Raw genomic sequence first — 15,703 nt, 5'->3', positions numbered from 1 at the left:
TTGCATCTCTTCATGGCGCAAGGCGGCAAGGCGCTTGCGTTTAAAGCCATTGATATTGGCTTCTCCTTCTTGAATACTAAAGACTTGGCAACCGTTATTGGCTCCCAATGCACTTACACGGCATCCCCCCACGATATAATGCCCATGGGCGCGGTCGTACGTCGCAATAGCTTGCATGGCCGGTTCAAGGAGTGAGGGCGATTTTTGATCAATCAAAACGCCATCTTGTAAGATATAGACCGGAAAGAAAGCCCCTTGCTGCTCATCATCTTTGAGAGCCCAGACAAGTTTTGCTGTTTCGCGTGCCGCTCCGGGCTCTCCTTCTGCCAAACTGCCGGCAACTTGCCCCAACAGCTCTGGATCATCCTCATATGTCACCCATTTCTTTTGTAGCTTTACACCAATTTCCACACGCCCAATCATGGCAACATTGTTGAGTACAGCGGGTGCAACGGGGAAAATATCGCCTGCGATATAAATCTTGCCATCCGTTAAAGTGACGGTCTTTGTCTCTTTATTGACAAAAGCATCAGCCCGTTCAACGCGGTCTNCGCCCAATCATGGCAACATTGTTGAGTACAGCGGGTGCAACGGGGAAAATATCGCCTGCGATATAAATCTTGCCATCCGTTAAAGTGACGGTCTTTGTCTCTTTATTGACAAAAGCATCAGCCCGTTCAACGCGGTCTCCTTCTTGTGCCACAAGGCGCCCCAAGCGGTCATGCCGTCCCCTGATGATGGTTTGAACTTCATTGAGTTCACCACTTTGAATAAAGGGACGCGTGCCATAAAACACCACGCTTTGTTGTTCCTCTTTGCCGCGAGATCTGTCAATTGCAAAGGGTAAACCACTTTCATGCTTCATATTAAAACCTCAATAAAATCTTGAATTGTTCGCGAACATCGGCACGCAAAGGAATATTGATAGGCGTTTTGAGTATCTCTACACCACCACGCAGTTCATGAGCTTCAAGCCAAAGCTTGCCAGGAGGGGTTTGTTGTGCAAGAGAGCCATGAACGAGAATGGAAACAAACGCTGCTTGTTTCCCGTCAACATCGTGAAAATCTGTGCGGGCTGCCAGAAAAAGCGCCGTGCCCATCGAGGAGGGCTGGAATCTGTTACCACAATGGCTATACACACCATCCAAAGCCTGTTCGACAGGCGCTACAGCATAGCATCTGCGATACCCAATCACGCTATTTTGGCTGTCTCTTAACACGAGATAAAGCGTGCGGTTGCTAAACCACTCTGCCATGAGTATATCGCGTTCATGTTTTTTGACCGAACACCACGGAAAATTTGCCATATCCCATGGATAATCAATAAGGTCCCAGCTTAACTCTTCATCCCCATCATCTATCCAATTACCAATAAGCCTGCCTTCTTCTCTTGTGAGCGTGTGATTGATTTCTGTTGTGCGTCCAAAGGAAAACAAAGTGTCCCCAGCTGTTAAACGAACACCGCTTTCATACTCCAACATGCTGTCATCAAGGCGTGACATATTGCATTCAACAGCTTGCACATCATAACCATAGGTCCCACGACGAAAATCAGAGCGCAAACTTTTGGAAAGGTCGGTAATCGCTCCAATGGCTTCAAGGCTTTTGCGTTCAGGCAACTGATCAAAATCAAGTTGAAAGGAATTCCACCATGCTCGCCCCGTCCAGGCGGGTTGAAAGCGTGCCGAAATCCCTAGCCATTCAAGCCCTATCTCTATTGCCGCAAGGGAGCCGCGAATATTTTGCCATGCAAGACCCTGATCAATTAAATCATAAAGGTTAGAGAAATAAGGGTTTAATTCTTGTAAGCCATATTCGTCTATTAAAAAGGGCAACCAAGAAGGCGGACGCGTAATAAATTTCGCGCGGGGTATTTCTTCGAGTGCCATTTTAACGTGAGGGTCAAGAGCCATTGCTTCTGCAAAACAACGTTCAAACAAGCTCGAATTTGGGGGCAAAAGTGAGGAAAGCATCAATAAGCACGCCCCCGTTCAGACAAGACAATATCCCCTAGTGCGACGGCTTCATCCGGTGCGACCAAAATATCCTCACAAGGTTGCGTTATGTTCACATGGTGAACGCCCTCAACCATCAAGCGGCTTAGTATCCAACTTAAAGACAAATCACGCCCAAGCCTTTGCGCACGCGCCCATTCTGCTCTTAAATTCTGCTCCGCTCTTTCCAAAACAAAGGAGCCTTCATCCGGTAACAACCAAAAATCAGCAGAAACATTGATCATCCGCTGTACCCCGCTTTTTACAAAGATGTGGTCATTGGTCATTTTAACATGGGGGGCATCAAGGGCTGCTTGCACCTTTGCAATTAAAGCCTCATCAGCCACCCCTGAAGGAGCGTCACTAAAAAGCGCAACATGAATAAGCGGACTTTTACCCTCACGATAAACAAAAGCATCTTTGACATGGATATCGCTTGAGAGGGCAAAATATTGATAACGTGGCGCTGTGCCCCCTGTGGAATGCCCTTGTCTATTCAAACGAATGCGGCGGCGAAACCGCTCATCATCTTCATCCAAAAGGCGCGTGACCCCATGAAAATCCCCCAAATGATCTAAACTTGTTCCATGGGCAAATGTGAGTAAATTATCCCGCGCCACTTCATTAATTCGCTGGCGCAATAGCAACTCTTCATAAGCCGCCGCTTGTAATTGAATGACCACCGGATCATAAGCCGTCTTTTCCACATTATAAGGAATATGATGCGCCGCAAAAAGCTCAGTCAAACGCGTGATCTTTTGCTCTAAAATTGTTTCAACAGAAAGCTCTTCAATAATTTGTGGGAGGGATAAAGGTTCAAACTCAGTCATCACCAACCTCTAAATTGATGCTCATTGGCTCTTTGTGTGACCAATCCCCCAAATGCCCATTGGGATAAAAAACACCCGTTAAAACAAAATGGAATGTGCCTTCACGCGTTGCTTTTGTCAGATCAATCCTCTGCAACGAGAACCCAGGCTCTCCACACTCTGGATCATCGAGTGCTTCAACAATTGCTTGATAAAGCTGCATCATCGTCGCAGGATCAGCATTGGCATCTTGGAATGCTCCAACATCACATCCATAATGACGACGCAAAACCCGTGTCCCAATTCTTGTCGTCAGACATTTACGAAGTGACTGTTGGCAATGTGCAAAGCCATATAAAAGAGAGCCATCCTTTTCGCTCATCCCGCACCGCATGCTTTAAGCCCCTTTGCTTGTCTTTGTGGTAGAAACAGTTGGGGGCGCAGAAACAACAGGGGCTGGTTTTTCAGCGATCTGACCAAGCAGCAACGGATATTTAGCCGCTTCCTCACTTAAACAAATTTCCTCACCCTTGCCTGGTGAACGCTTGCCTGCAACAAAATCGGCATTGGTTAAAATAACATAAGTGTTCTCACGCATGATAAAACTCCTTTAAAGAGGGGAAGAGGTTGTGGAGGGACCCATTTTGACCCCACCGTGTTTGTGGCTTGCGCCAACAGATTTTTGATTATGCTGTAAATCTTCTGCTTGAATGTGCACACTGCCCGTTAATTCAACACGGGTTGCTTGATGAGAAAGCACCAAACCTTTTTCACTCAAATGAATTTGATTTTCCCCATGGGAGAGAATAAGTTCATCTTTTGTCATCCGCAAAGCGCCACCGGCATAACACAGAGCAAGTTCTTGGAAAGAGCGTGCGGGATTAGGCGCATCCTCACTATAGCTATCGCGCACCACCAGAGAGGCAGAACCAATTTCGCCATGGGGGTTCAACAACCGCACCGAATCACCAACATTGAAAGGCATATTGCTGGAAACAGCCCCCGCCGCTTCTTGCGCTTGTAGCCAAGGCGATAAAACCGCTTGTCCATTAGAACCCTGTTCGCAAAGTTTCACCCGCACCCTATGACCATCAACTTGCACAACCCGCCCGATCATGTGCTGGTTGGCAAGACAGCGTTCAAGGGCATCAAGACGCTTCATGATTTGTCGAAAGGTATCACTTAAGAGATGTGCGTCATTCATGCCCCCACCTCATTGTCCCATGAAATCAAACCACTTTTGAGTTGTCCCTCATCACAAAAAATATCCTGTCCCAACTGATGCAAATCTTGGTGCCATTCCACCACGCTTATCGATACACCACGCTGCTTAATCGCCGCAGAGATAATCGGTTCAATTTGCACCTCACGCGGGGCACTCAAATGCGTTAGTCCCCACAATTGCCCGCTATGACAAAGCACCGCAATGGCTTCTGCTAAAAGCCAACTGGAAACATCACGCTCTTTACCTGTGGTAATAATAAAAGCCCCTAAATGAAGATCAGCACTCATCTGTCCACTTGCTACAGGATTCAAACGGCTTTCTAACACCGCAACCCGTATTGCTGGAGCCACCAGCATCTGTGTTTCAAGCTCTTCTAAGTTAAAACGTCCAAATTGACAGCCGCAATCACGCACATCCGGTAAAGCGCCTTTAAGGCTTCTTATCACCGCTTCACGAAACTGATTAATGCGCCTAGCATTTTTAATCGTTTGACTCATGCAAAGACCCTTTCCAGCCAGTCTTCTGTCGCTTTGACAATTTCCACTTTATTGTGCTCTGAAAGCCCCAAATAAGGGCGTGCGGGCATGGTCACTTGATGCACACAAACAAAGCGGTGTGCATTGCCGCTTTTAAGAAAAAAGCGCAGTGTCTTGCCATTTTTCGGGTGAATAACCCCACCTAATTGATGAATCCGCGCATAAACCAACCCAGAGCCCACAATCACCTGTTCTGGTGAAGCTTTCATATCAATGGAGCGTGAAAGCGCCCCACTGGCATAAAGAATGGAGGTGCGGGCATGATTGTTTTTCCACTTCTCTCCTTGAGCAGACATTTTTTCACTTTGAATCCGCCGCCTTGTGCTTTCTTGAATGAGACGCCCAACCCCTTGTGCCAAAGTCCCCATCGAGCGATCAGCTCCCTTTTGCAAAAAGGATAAAGCCGCTTCAAGCCCTGTCTCTTTAATCTCAATATGGGTTGCAACAGACATATTATCTTCCCATCAAACGCGGCTTGGCATGGAAGAAAGCCCCATCACGCACGGGACCATCTTCGCTCATAATTTTAGGTTCATCTATGCCTAAACCCGCTTTGCCTTCGGCAATACGTTTCAGCAAATCAACCGCCTGTTTGTAACGATCTTCAATAGTCGTGGTCAGTGCCGTATGGCGTATGGCTAAATTATAAACAGCAATATTGACACAGATCATACCCAGAGCCGCTGGCTGTCCAGCAATGGGGATTGAGTAGCGATGAGACAAATGCACATCAATCTCACCACTTGCCTGTTCGAGCGCGCGGGCAATGGCTTGCTCTGAAAAAACTGGATCAGAATTCTCATCCATCCCGCACAAATCATCCAAGAAGTCATCACCCCAGAGCTCTTCAATCAATGTTTTGCTTGCATAAGCCATGTTTAAAAGTTTCCCTTAGACAACTTCTTGCAACAAAACGCCGGCATCTTTTGCAGCGACCAATTCACACACCCGTTCCCCCACACGCACCCGTTTACCACCCGACAAGCCGATATCTGGATCTTGGATCACTCCAGACAAACGTTCGCCCAACTGGGCGCTAAAACCCCAACTGATCACCGAACCATCTGCCTGTTGTTTGGTAGGGTCAATATAAAGCAGTGCAATCTTATTGCCCCACACGCGTGCCAATTGTGCCGAACGCCCTTTACGTGCCAAATTCACTTGCGATTCACCAATGAGTAAACGATCGGGGTGTATTTCCATCAGATCAGCAAATTGCGCCTTGGTGACAAAACCATCAGCAGTGCCACCCCCTTTAACAGCTTTGATGATTTTGGGATGACGTTTGAGTTTTGACCAAACAACTTTGCCCATAACAATGGTGTTGGGCGTATAGACGAGACTTTTATCCATCGCCTCATCTAAAACAGCATAAGGATCAGATTTCTCATAATCGCTAAATTTATTCTCACCTTTAAGTGTTATCACCCGCTCTGGTGCATAATTTTCACTTCTTTGCACAAGCGCTGCAACACGCACTTCACGCCCCAATTCTAGCAAATTGGCAAGTCCCTCTACAGCTGTCTTTTCGGGGTTATAACGAGAGCGCTTTTCTGCTCGTGCGCGTGCCGCTGCTTCAATATCTGAATTGGGGATAAGATCATCAAGTCCGTAATCTTTGACACTGGCTTCCCGTTCAAAGGCAGAAAATTCCACCACATTCGGGCGCCCTTTCCGCCCTATCTCAAGCTCAGGCACGGTAAAATTTTCCGCTAAGGGAAATTCACTATATTTAAACACCTCACTTAAAACACAAACGCGTGGCAAAACTCTATCGCCAATAAGAGAACCTGCTGGATTGCGATAACCAATAGCAATAGCGGTGAGTGTTGGATCAATGGGAAAAGGTCTGTTCATTTTATGCCTCGATTAATTAATTTTAAAAGAAATAACATCACCAGCAGAACCATCACTCATGGCAATACCAATGGTGCGATCTGCGGCTTCCGCTTTAATGGCGTGTCCTTTGGGGTCAGAGGTCAAAAAATCACCAAAGGAAACATTGCCTCCACAAACCACTTCGCCCCAACCACATTGGCCAACATCAATCATCTCACCAGCCTTGGCACTCAATGACCCAGCAGTCCCTAATAATTTATCACCCTTACCAGAAGCCGTTGCCACCATTCCATCACCGCGCGCTGCAACAATGCAATAAGGTGAAATCACATCTATGGCGCGAAAAGATTTAATTAAAATCATCGTACTCATGATTGGCGCTCCTTTTGTTCGCAAATATAATCAACTGCTTGGCTAATGGTGATGTCGAAACCTTTTTGCTTCTGCTCTTCCTTATAATGGCGTGCCGCAACAGCAACCTCTTCTGGCGCAAGCTTTGGTTCTTGCTTGAGACAAGAGGTCTCCAAAGGACTCCTAGCGGCAAGCGCCGGCAACTTCTCGACCAAACTTTTAAAATGTTCCACACCCCCTTCAAAGCTACAGAGTGCACGATATTCCTCGCGGGCAGCCGGCAAAATCTTGCCCTCTTCAATGGCCTTGTCTAAAAGGCTCTCAATAGCCTTATTTTTTTGCTCTTCTTGCAAAAGCGCTAAATCTTCTTGCACCTTTGTCAATTGAGCACAAAGTTCCGCGCGTTCTTTTTCGCGCGCTTTAAGCGTTGCTAAAATCTCATCCGCTTTAGCATCTTCTGCCAGTGATAGTGCACTGGCAATGGCTGTCAAATCCATCATTTTCTCCGTCAAAGTTATAGGGGAAGGCTGTTCACGGCTTAAAGCCGTCATGACAAGGGCTGGACGGTTCACCAAACCAGCACCGGCTAAATTTAAAATTTCACCTTTCTTGGAATGGCGAAACTCAGGCGAAAGATAGCGATATTCTTGGGAAACAATCTTTTTAGCGGCCATATCGGTCCATTTAACACGCCCCCAAATCGCACCATCCCGCTCTGCTAATTCTTCAATCCAGCCACTTGCAGGTGCTTCTAGACCATTTCTCGCACGGTGATGTTGCCCATGCTCATAATCAATCACAAGCGGTCCTTTATTGGCTGCAAAGGCTTTTAAAATAGTTTGCGGGTTATAATGCCATTGTCGTCCATCACGTGCCTTCACATGGGGCGCTTTGGGCAAAAGCTCTACCCATTCAGGCGCTTGGCTAACGGTAGCGTCTTGGCAAAGATCTATTAACGCAGCATGAAATGTTTCTGCATCCCCATCTTTTTGATCTTCGTGAAATTCCTGTTCCATACATTGCCTATTGCTTTACAATTGTCATTGGCAATACAATGCATGAAACTTACTCCCACTATAAGTCTGACACTGTCAGTCAAAAGAGCATTTCTCAAAAAAGCACTCTTTTCCCTATTATTCTCCTTGTGAGAGAAACCCCCGTGCCAAACCATCCCATAAAATCGTTTTCAAAGGCACTTCAAAGGCGATAGAGCGCCGTTGTGAAGTGAGAGGTACAATTTATCGCCTTATAAAAAAAAGCCTCTCTCAAGCCGTTTTTTAAAGATTGCTTTTGAACGTTGAAACTGTTAGATTACCTGCGAGGCGTGAGCCAGTTATGCCAGGGCGGCTTTGCCGGATCTGCGAGGAGTTGACCGCCCTCCACGCCTTCTCTTTTCACAAAAGCCAGCAGATCTTTTTCGGTGTTCTCTTTACAACAACCGTTCATCCTTCTTTTCAGCGGCGTTTAACAAACGTTGAATTTCGCGAAAGCTCTTTTTATGCATCGAGATAAGCCACCACTCTTGTTTGCTTGCCACGAATTTAACTGCTAAGCGCCACCATGCCCCACCATTTTCACCCAAAAACACAACACTCTGTGCATCTTTTCGTCTAATAACACCATGGGGGCGAATGAGTGTTTGAATGGCGCCCCGAAAATCATCCAAGCGAAGATCACGCGCTTGATGCTCTAACAAAATATGTTTCACACTGTCTGCGGATAAGCGAATAAGAGAATTTTCCGCTGCAAAAACATCACGCACCTTTTGTGGTATCGGTGCAATGGGTATAAACCCGCGAGGCATACGTCCTTCAAACATGGCTTCCAAAAGTGGTGAACCCACAATATCTTCAATGGCAATGCGTTTGTCATTGTCCCCCATCACAGAGACTTTATCACTCAAAAAATTGCTTAAGTTTTGCGCGCGATGTTTCCCAGGGTTCAAATGCCAACCAGGATCAATCCCCTTTGGTATCTTCTCAATTTTCCCCGTTCGCTTATTGTGCCAAACCTGCTTTTCAACATGAAGTGGCTCTGCCCCCTCTTCATAGCCTAAATCTTCTGCTTCATAACGGCTTACCTGTCGCACACTACATTTACACCGCCAGCCATTGGGTGGATAAAGCCAATCCCAAACCGGATCATCAACGGGTGCGGTAAACCCCACCCAACTTTCATGTTCTAAACGCTTATGTTCTGAACTCGACAAAGCATAGGTGAGATAGGGCAAAAATTCTTTATTATTTTGTGTGCGCTCCCACTCGCCTGCTGCATGCGCACTCATGGTATTGGCCCAATAGACCGTTTCTAAACGCCGTGGGCTGCCCAATTGCACCACGCTCTTTTCACCAGTTTTGGGGTCAATGCTGGTCTTTTTACCCCACCAACCCTTTTCCTGTAAAATCGGCATCAAATTTTTTTGAAAATCTTGAAAAGGAACTTGATGCTTTATGGCTTCTCCAACCGCTCGCTTAAAATCCTCCAAAATATCATAGCCTAGCGATTTTGCCACCGTAAAGGAAAAAGCATGTTCTTCTGGTGCTATATCACGCCAATCAAAGCTTGGAACAAGTGCCTTGGCTTCAAAATAACGGGTGACCTCTTTAGGGGCGGTTTTAAAAAGTTCCTCATCCATGATACCCAAGCCCACGTGCAATCATTTGTACTTTTGCCAAGCGCGCTGCTAATGCGTGATGATCCATCTCACCTAGCAATTCATCTAAGCCTTTAAGGATATCCTCATAACTTTTTGCTTCTCTCACAAGCTTTTTAAAAGGCTCTAAAAGGGGTTCTAAGTCCTCTTCCCAGTCGCTTAAAGCTTCTTGTGAAAGTCGGTCCAATTCGTCGTGATGTTTTCCACCCTGCTCTTTTGCACCCTTGTCCTCTCTTGTCACAGAAACATCAAAAACACCTCCACAATCAGCACAAACATGAGCCTTTTCTCCCCTCTCATCATCAAGCGCATTATCAGGAGCCTTTAAAACATCCTCTTCCTTTTTTGGTTGCGAAAAACCAATCTTATTGCGCACTTCTTGCGCCCCAACACGCAAACCCAAGGGCACAAGTTTTTCCAGTGCATCACTAATCGCTTTAATATCTTCATTTTCCGAAATCGGCCAATAGACAAGGGGGGCGCGCTCTTGGCGTCCAAAATTAATCTCAACAAAAGGCACAATCAAATCACGATTAGCCGTTAAAGCTAATTGGCGTGCATCAGCTCTGGCAATATCATGGCGCACATTTTCATGAATGCGCGCTTGCGAAAAGGACGAACCATCATCCGTCGTCATGGTTTGCCCCAACACACCTTTAGAAATTTGTCGATCTAAATATTCCGCCTTAGAAGCAAACACCGCATTGCCACTGCCCCCTGCCGCTTCAATAAATTCAATCTCCATCTCTTTGGGAATAATCGCTGCCGCATCACTGGATAAATCACGCACTGCTTGAATGAGAACCCGTCGCTCCTCATGAGAAGAGCTTGCCCCATATTTACCCACACGCAAAGGCATGCCATAAACTTCTAAAAATGCCATCCAATCTTTCAGTGTATAAGACTTGAAGAGAAATGCCCAAGCTGCAAGCCGCGCAAGCCCAGAACGAATAGGCAAACCGCTTTTTAACTTGGGTCTGTGAATAGAAAATTTATAAGCAGGCAATTCACTTCCATTAAAAGACCCCTCTTCTTTTAAACGCAAATGAAAACCATCCCGCCGATCCAATTGAAAAAACCGCTGGTCACGCCATTTCCAAGCAACCGGCCACCATTCCTTGGCACTCTTGTCCCACAAGGTTTCTACAACCGCATAACCTTTCCCCAAAGCATCCAATAAATCCGTCACATAATCATCAACAAAGGTAGGCGCACTAATCACTTCCCGCACCGCATCTGCTATCTTTTTGTCCTGTGCACTATTGCTTGCGGCAATCACTCCAGGCTCCACCCCTGTGAGAGCATTTTTACGCATGCCAAGCACAGCACGATAATGCAAATCACGCTCTTCCATATCATCGGCAAGTTGGAAAAACTGCTCTGGATGACCCTCTGCTGCCTGTTGTAAAATATCAGCAAGTTGCGCAGGGGTCAGACCACTGACAATGGTTTGTGACCACACATCACGAACACCGCCAATGGTAGGGCTTGCGACTTCTCTCTCCAACCCTTTGATATTAAGCGCCCTGCCCCACTGATCTAAAAGTTTTACCATCTCATCATCCCATCAATAAATTTTTGATCGCATTGTTGAAAAAAAAGGCGTTGAAAAGAGCGAGCTTTCATCAAAACGATAAGCCTCTCTCACAGGTGTATAATCATAAATTTCAGGCGTTTGGCGGCTGGCAAAATAAGCCAAAGCGCAAGCAATCGCGCTATCACCATGGCGCATAAAACCGTCACTGCCTTTAAAACGATGATTGTCTGGAATTTTCACAATGCCATTGACATAAGCAAGCGCTTGATGATCGGCAACAATGTCACTATCGCGCGGCAAAACAATGGACCCATCCCCAAAAGCTTCTAAATAAGCCGGCATTTCCTTGCCATACCAACTTTGTGACAAGGGCACTTCCTTCACAAGAGCTCCATAACGTTGCGCCGCTTTTTCGGCTAAATAAGCCCCATTGCCCCGCGCATCTAACGCGCCGCCCATCAAACGCGGCAAACCATTCACCCCATAAAATAAAATCTCTCTTTGTTGATCAAACGGCGTATTGCGCAATTCCACCATAAACCGTACACGGCGCACCAAATCTTGTCCCACCTCCATCACCACAATGGAGGTGGCATCACCACTGCGGGCAAAATCAACTCCAAAAACATGTTGGCGCCGCCGGTCAAGCCCAGCATGAAGAGGTTTTATATGCTTCTCACACCAAGCAAAAGCAGCAACACTTCGTTGATGTTCCGATTGATTTTTAAAATCATCCACACAAGCAAAACGCAACACTGCAATGTCAGGCGCGCAACAATTTTCAATCTGTAAGCGTGTTAAAGCCGCCCCTTCTTGATCGGCTGGTATGGTATCTAATTCTTGGCGCATAGCAGCCAAACGCACCCCATAAGAGGCACGAATTTGCTCTTCCCATTGTTGCTCAGATGCTAAACTCCACACCTCCCCCTTCATCGCACAAACCCGTTTAAACAAGCCATTTTTAACAGCAACACCAAAGGGATAACAATGCACAGAAAAAGGAACCTTACCTGCTCGCGCCTCACGGATCAGTTCATTGAAAGGATTGAGCACACCATTATGGGTGGAGATCACACGGATCTTGCCTCCCCAAATCAACAAAGCATTGACAGCATCCAAAACAGCGCGCACATCTTGATGAAACGCCGCCTCATCAATCACCACAATGCCCTGTAGTCCGCGAATATTTTCAGGGCGGCTAGAAAGCGCCTCAACCCGAAACCCCGAAGCAAAACGCACCCGATAAGCAGAGATATATTTCGTTGAACCATCCGCCCTTTGATCAGAGAATAAAAATTCCTCAACATCCCCACTATGGCTCGTAATTGCCGAAGCAAAATGGCTCACATAGCCAATAAATTCCCGCCCCTTGTCTTTGGTGTCACCAATATAAAAAACATTATCGCCCCTCGCTTCACGTGCCGCCGCTGCAATCAGTGTATCATCCAAAGCTTCTGCAAAAGTAATGCCGGTCCGCCGCCCCTTTTCCACCAATTTTAATGGGGACTTATCTTCAATCCATGCCCGTTGATGCGCCATCAAAACGCCTTCCGCTAAGGGATCACTCTCTTTGGGAAAAGTACTTCTCTGCCAAATATCAAAACCACTTTGATGATCAAAGACATGACTTTTTGAAAAGGGCTGTTCAGCCATGTTTTACCCCCAACACCTGCGCACGAATAGCTCGCGCTGTTTCTTCTGAGAGCCCCGCCGCCGCTGCTGCTGCGTCAACCGCTTTGCTTGCTTTGCTGGTAAAATCTTTTTCCAACTTTTGCCGTCTGGTGGTCGACAAATGTTCAGCCGCCAACACGCCTTTAAGCGCATTGGCCAATTCTTGTGCTGCCTTTGGCGAAAGGTTTTTCCCACTGCTCAACGTGGAAAAAATCAACTCCTTAATCGCTGCCGCCGTCAAAAGAGTGATATTATCAGAAGCTTTAGCATCAAAGCGCTGCGAGAGGCTTGCTGCAATTTCTCTTGTCTGTTCTAGGCGCCGTGACATCACGGCTAGCCGCAAAGAATACCGATTAAAACTGGAAAAGGAGGGTATAGAAAAGCTTAAACCCATTTCTTTTTTTAAAGCCTTCAAAGCTGCTTTAAATTCATCATAAATGGCTTTTTGCGTCTTCTCACGCCCATTTAAAGCCTCAGCAGCAGCAGCAATAATTTGATCACAAGCTTGCGGCAATAAATCAATCGCCGTTAAACGTCCACGCCCGACCTTGCGCATCCTTCACCTCGTCTTTTATTGATGAACGTTTAGGCCGCTTAATCCCCTCAATGGAAAAGCTTCGGTCTAAATGACGCGCTCCCCGTTCTGTTAATGCCGCAAGAAAAACCGAACCCACACATTTTAAAGTAACAGCACCTTGATCTTCCATCCATGCCAGTTCATTATGCACAAAATCGCGATCGCGTCTGATGCCATAACTGTATAAAAGCCGCTCAATCATCGCACTCGATAAAGTTTCACTGCGCTCACAAGCAAGCCCTTTTAAAATAATCAACCGCGCTTCTTCACGGATGATTTTATCCATATCTGCTTTCATTTCTTGGCATTCTCCAACAAAAACTCTTGCAAGCGCTCACCAATGGCTGCCACCGGTTGTAATTGTGCAGAAAGCGTGTTGAGACGACCATTCAATTTCTCCATATTCACTTCCAATCTTTGCAGCGCATCACGATCAGGCAAAAAGTCCATCTCTGTTTCTAACTTTTGCACACGCTCTTTAAGCGCCGTGATATCTTTCAGCATTTCCCGCGCACCGGAAGAAAAATAGGCTCTCAAAACCCCACAAATCGCAATAACCGATAACAATAAAGACAACCAGCCATTGGCAACACTGATATCCAAATTCACTTAAAAGTCCCCTCTCTTTTGCCTAAAATCGCCCGCTCCGCAGCTTTTCTACGCTGTTCACAAATCAATAAAGCAGCACGATCACGGCTCCAATAATGCACCACTTCGCGCGCATTCAAAGCACGCTCTGGCAATAAAGCTGGGCGGGCACACGCCATGCGAACAACAGGCGGCAATTCAACCGATAAAAAATGATAAGAAAGGCTACCCACCGGCTTGTGTGTTGAGCAAGCGCACACGCTCAAGCCCAATGCCACCGCCAGTAACCGGCAACTTCCCATTGACTTCCTCCATTTTTGTAAGCTTTTGTTCCAAAGCCGAAATCACCCCTTGCGCTTGATGCTCAGCTTCCAACGCTGCTTGTCTTTGTCGCTCTTGTACAAGCAGTGCACGTGCTGAAGCCTTGGCAATCTCCAACTGCCAATACAAATCACGCGCCTTTTCCGCCTTTAAAATTTGCGCTTTCATAAAGCCAAAAGCCGCCAACATCACACTGACCAAAAAAAGCAGACCAAAAGACAGTTTTGAAAGTGGGCTAAACATTGCTTTTATCTCCCCACCTCGTTATCTCCACCCCATCATAGGAGCTGCTATGCCGCTTATGGGAATGTTTCCTATTAGAAAAATCCAACGAGCCAAAGCCACGATGCACCCCCAGATTGCCAACAATAATCGCCACCATCGAAGGAATAGAAATGCTCGCCATATCAACAATATGCGGAGCCCCCCACAAACCACCAGAAACAAGCAAAAAAATAACCCCCCAAGCAAACCAAAAAGACCACCATAAATAGAGCCTAGAACCACGATAAGAGGGCTTCATGCCTTTACCTCGCCTCCAAGTCCCAAAAGCTTTTTGGCGCGGTTCAAATAAATCAAACGTTGCACAAGTCCATTTCTTCCCCCATTGATCGCCTTGGTAATCCCTAGATAATCATCTTGATCAGCCAGCCTATTCAAGCCTTTCATTTGCCAAAACCAAACAGCAGACCAAAGCGCTGCTGGAAACTTTTCCAGCTCTTGCGGAAATGCCTCACAATCAACCGCTTGTTCATCGACTAGGCGCCAAAACTTCGTAAAACGACGATAATTATTGCGCCCCGTCAACTGGATCAAACCACGCCCCTTAAAGTGCACCCCATCCCCAGGGTTGACATTGCCTAAATCACGCCGCCCCTCATAAGCGCGCCCTGAGGCATATTCACAAACAGTAAAAAAGCCATCACTCTCATGGGCACATTGGCTTAAAAAATGTGCAATACGCAACGGTGTTGTGAGTGCCCCATAAGATAAAGCTTTAGGCAACACGCGTGCCATTTCAACAATAATAAAATCTTGGCGCGCATGATGCGCCAATTTAGGCGCAAGGCGATGAAGAAAAGAAGCATCTATTGAAACCATAACAAACCACTCAATGAATAAAAATTCATTCGCAGTTTATCGGATTTCAAACCCCCAATATAAGCCTGACACTGTCAGTCAAAACTCTCAATACTCATAAAACTCTGGAAATAATAAACCTTGTGGTTCTTGCAAAGAAATTTTCTTCTTCAAGCGATAGGCTGTGCGCACATGCATACCAGAAACAGCAGCTGCAGCATCAACCGACCAGCCTTTTTGCAACGCTTGCACCATTTTTTGCCGCCGTTCAGCATCTCTGCCAAGGGGGATAAGAAGGCGCACACCCGAACCATTAAAACAAAAATGGTTGATCAATTGCTGCGCCTCTTCAAACCCAACAATTTCAATCAACCAATCCGCACTCTCAAGACGCCCGGGTATATAAACTTCTCGTCCACCAAAAGCCCGCATCATATTCCATGCTGCTTCACTGCCCGCAACACCAGCTATTTCACGCAATAAGGCAGGAAAATCGCTATAGATTTCCTCTTGCATACATGC

General features: G+C 46.5%; 22 protein-coding genes and 1 pseudogene. All 23 read right to left on the bottom strand.

Annotated features, from left to right (window positions below; genetic code table 11):
- A pseudogene (locus ACFIJW_RS06865) lies at positions 1-865 on the bottom strand (DUF4815 domain-containing protein); the annotation flags it as partial.
- Position 866: 1 nt separating this feature from the next.
- Positions 867-1,973, bottom strand: coding sequence for a phage tail protein (locus ACFIJW_RS06860; protein WP_375633731.1), 1,107 nt, complete (start codon positions 1,971-1,973; stop codon positions 867-869).
- Complete coding sequence (locus tag ACFIJW_RS06855) at positions 1,973-2,824, bottom strand: baseplate J/gp47 family protein (protein WP_375633730.1); 852 nt, start codon at positions 2,822-2,824, stop codon at positions 1,973-1,975. Before ACFIJW_RS06855 ends, ACFIJW_RS06860 begins: the two co-directional genes overlap by 1 nt.
- Positions 2,817-3,197: a GPW/gp25 family protein gene (locus ACFIJW_RS06850; RefSeq protein WP_375633729.1), complete on the bottom strand. Its 381-nt coding sequence runs from the start codon at positions 3,195-3,197 to the stop codon at positions 2,817-2,819. Before ACFIJW_RS06850 ends, ACFIJW_RS06855 begins: the two co-directional genes overlap by 8 nt.
- 3 nt (positions 3,198-3,200) lie before the next feature.
- Entirely contained in the window at positions 3,201-3,401 is a 201-nt protein-coding gene (locus tag ACFIJW_RS06845; RefSeq protein ID WP_015856807.1) for a hypothetical protein, read from the bottom strand.
- Between the two features lie 12 nt (positions 3,402-3,413).
- Positions 3,414-4,007 (bottom strand): baseplate assembly protein, encoded by a 594-nt coding sequence (locus tag ACFIJW_RS06840; protein ID WP_375633728.1) that lies wholly within the window; start codon positions 4,005-4,007, stop codon positions 3,414-3,416.
- On the bottom strand, positions 4,004-4,525 hold the full coding sequence (locus ACFIJW_RS06835) for a hypothetical protein (protein ID WP_375633727.1): 522 nt from the start codon (positions 4,523-4,525) through the stop codon (positions 4,004-4,006). Before ACFIJW_RS06835 ends, ACFIJW_RS06840 begins: the two co-directional genes overlap by 4 nt.
- Positions 4,522-5,016 (bottom strand): phage virion morphogenesis protein, encoded by a 495-nt coding sequence (locus tag ACFIJW_RS06830; RefSeq protein WP_375633726.1) that lies wholly within the window; start codon positions 5,014-5,016, stop codon positions 4,522-4,524. Before ACFIJW_RS06830 ends, ACFIJW_RS06835 begins: the two co-directional genes overlap by 4 nt.
- Before the next feature lies 1 nt (position 5,017).
- Positions 5,018-5,440, bottom strand: a complete 423-nt coding sequence (locus tag ACFIJW_RS06825) for a gp436 family protein (protein ID WP_375612327.1) — start codon at positions 5,438-5,440, stop codon at positions 5,018-5,020.
- Between the two features lie 15 nt (positions 5,441-5,455).
- A complete protein-coding gene (locus tag ACFIJW_RS06820; RefSeq protein WP_375633725.1) occupies positions 5,456-6,421 on the bottom strand; it encodes a capsid protein in 966 nt (321 codons plus the stop codon).
- Positions 6,422-6,433: 12 nt separating this feature from the next.
- Positions 6,434-6,775 (bottom strand): hypothetical protein, encoded by a 342-nt coding sequence (locus ACFIJW_RS06815; protein WP_375633724.1) that lies wholly within the window; start codon positions 6,773-6,775, stop codon positions 6,434-6,436.
- Positions 6,772-7,770, bottom strand: coding sequence for a phage protease (locus tag ACFIJW_RS06810; protein ID WP_375629488.1), 999 nt, complete (start codon positions 7,768-7,770; stop codon positions 6,772-6,774). Before ACFIJW_RS06810 ends, ACFIJW_RS06815 begins: the two co-directional genes overlap by 4 nt.
- Positions 7,771-8,183: 413 nt before the next feature.
- Complete coding sequence (locus ACFIJW_RS06805) at positions 8,184-9,389, bottom strand: phage minor head protein (RefSeq protein WP_375633723.1); 1,206 nt, start codon at positions 9,387-9,389, stop codon at positions 8,184-8,186.
- Positions 9,382-10,962, bottom strand: coding sequence for a DUF935 domain-containing protein (locus ACFIJW_RS06800; protein ID WP_375633722.1), 1,581 nt, complete (start codon positions 10,960-10,962; stop codon positions 9,382-9,384). The genes ACFIJW_RS06805 and ACFIJW_RS06800 overlap by 8 nt, the downstream gene beginning before the upstream one ends.
- Positions 10,963-10,974: 12 nt before the next feature.
- Entirely contained in the window at positions 10,975-12,597 is a 1,623-nt protein-coding gene (locus ACFIJW_RS06795) for a hypothetical protein (RefSeq protein WP_375633721.1), read from the bottom strand.
- Positions 12,590-13,171, bottom strand: coding sequence for a phage protein Gp27 family protein (locus ACFIJW_RS06790; RefSeq protein ID WP_375624034.1), 582 nt, complete (start codon positions 13,169-13,171; stop codon positions 12,590-12,592). The genes ACFIJW_RS06795 and ACFIJW_RS06790 overlap by 8 nt, the downstream gene beginning before the upstream one ends.
- The gene (locus tag ACFIJW_RS06785; RefSeq protein ID WP_375612320.1) at positions 13,134-13,490 is read right to left on the bottom strand and encodes a hypothetical protein; all 357 of its coding nucleotides are present in this window, start codon (positions 13,488-13,490) and stop codon (positions 13,134-13,136) included. Before ACFIJW_RS06785 ends, ACFIJW_RS06790 begins: the two co-directional genes overlap by 38 nt.
- Complete coding sequence (locus tag ACFIJW_RS06780; RefSeq protein WP_375607966.1) at positions 13,487-13,801, bottom strand: DUF2730 family protein; 315 nt, start codon at positions 13,799-13,801, stop codon at positions 13,487-13,489. Before ACFIJW_RS06780 ends, ACFIJW_RS06785 begins: the two co-directional genes overlap by 4 nt.
- Positions 13,798-14,013 carry a hypothetical protein gene (locus tag ACFIJW_RS06775; protein WP_375633720.1) on the bottom strand — a complete coding sequence of 72 codons (216 nt, stop codon included), beginning with the start codon at positions 14,011-14,013 and terminating at the stop codon, positions 13,798-13,800. Before ACFIJW_RS06775 ends, ACFIJW_RS06780 begins: the two co-directional genes overlap by 4 nt.
- Positions 14,006-14,344 carry a hypothetical protein gene (locus tag ACFIJW_RS06770; protein ID WP_375633719.1) on the bottom strand — a complete coding sequence of 113 codons (339 nt, stop codon included), beginning with the start codon at positions 14,342-14,344 and terminating at the stop codon, positions 14,006-14,008. The genes ACFIJW_RS06775 and ACFIJW_RS06770 overlap by 8 nt, the downstream gene beginning before the upstream one ends.
- Positions 14,337-14,624, bottom strand: a complete 288-nt coding sequence (locus ACFIJW_RS06765; RefSeq protein ID WP_375612317.1) for a hypothetical protein — start codon at positions 14,622-14,624, stop codon at positions 14,337-14,339. The genes ACFIJW_RS06770 and ACFIJW_RS06765 overlap by 8 nt, the downstream gene beginning before the upstream one ends.
- A complete protein-coding gene (locus ACFIJW_RS06760) occupies positions 14,621-15,202 on the bottom strand; it encodes a glycoside hydrolase family 19 protein (RefSeq protein ID WP_375613744.1) in 582 nt (193 codons plus the stop codon). The genes ACFIJW_RS06765 and ACFIJW_RS06760 overlap by 4 nt, the downstream gene beginning before the upstream one ends.
- 87 nt (positions 15,203-15,289) lie before the next feature.
- The gene (locus ACFIJW_RS06755) at positions 15,290-15,697 is read right to left on the bottom strand and encodes a helix-turn-helix domain-containing protein (protein ID WP_375633718.1); all 408 of its coding nucleotides are present in this window, start codon (positions 15,695-15,697) and stop codon (positions 15,290-15,292) included.
- Positions 15,698-15,703: the final 6 nt, after the last annotated feature.

The organism is Bartonella sp. MM97QHHN (assembly GCF_042194285.1).
Lineage (GTDB): Bacteria > Pseudomonadota > Alphaproteobacteria > Rhizobiales > Rhizobiaceae > Bartonella.
This window is presented reverse-complemented; position numbering and strand designations above follow the sequence as displayed.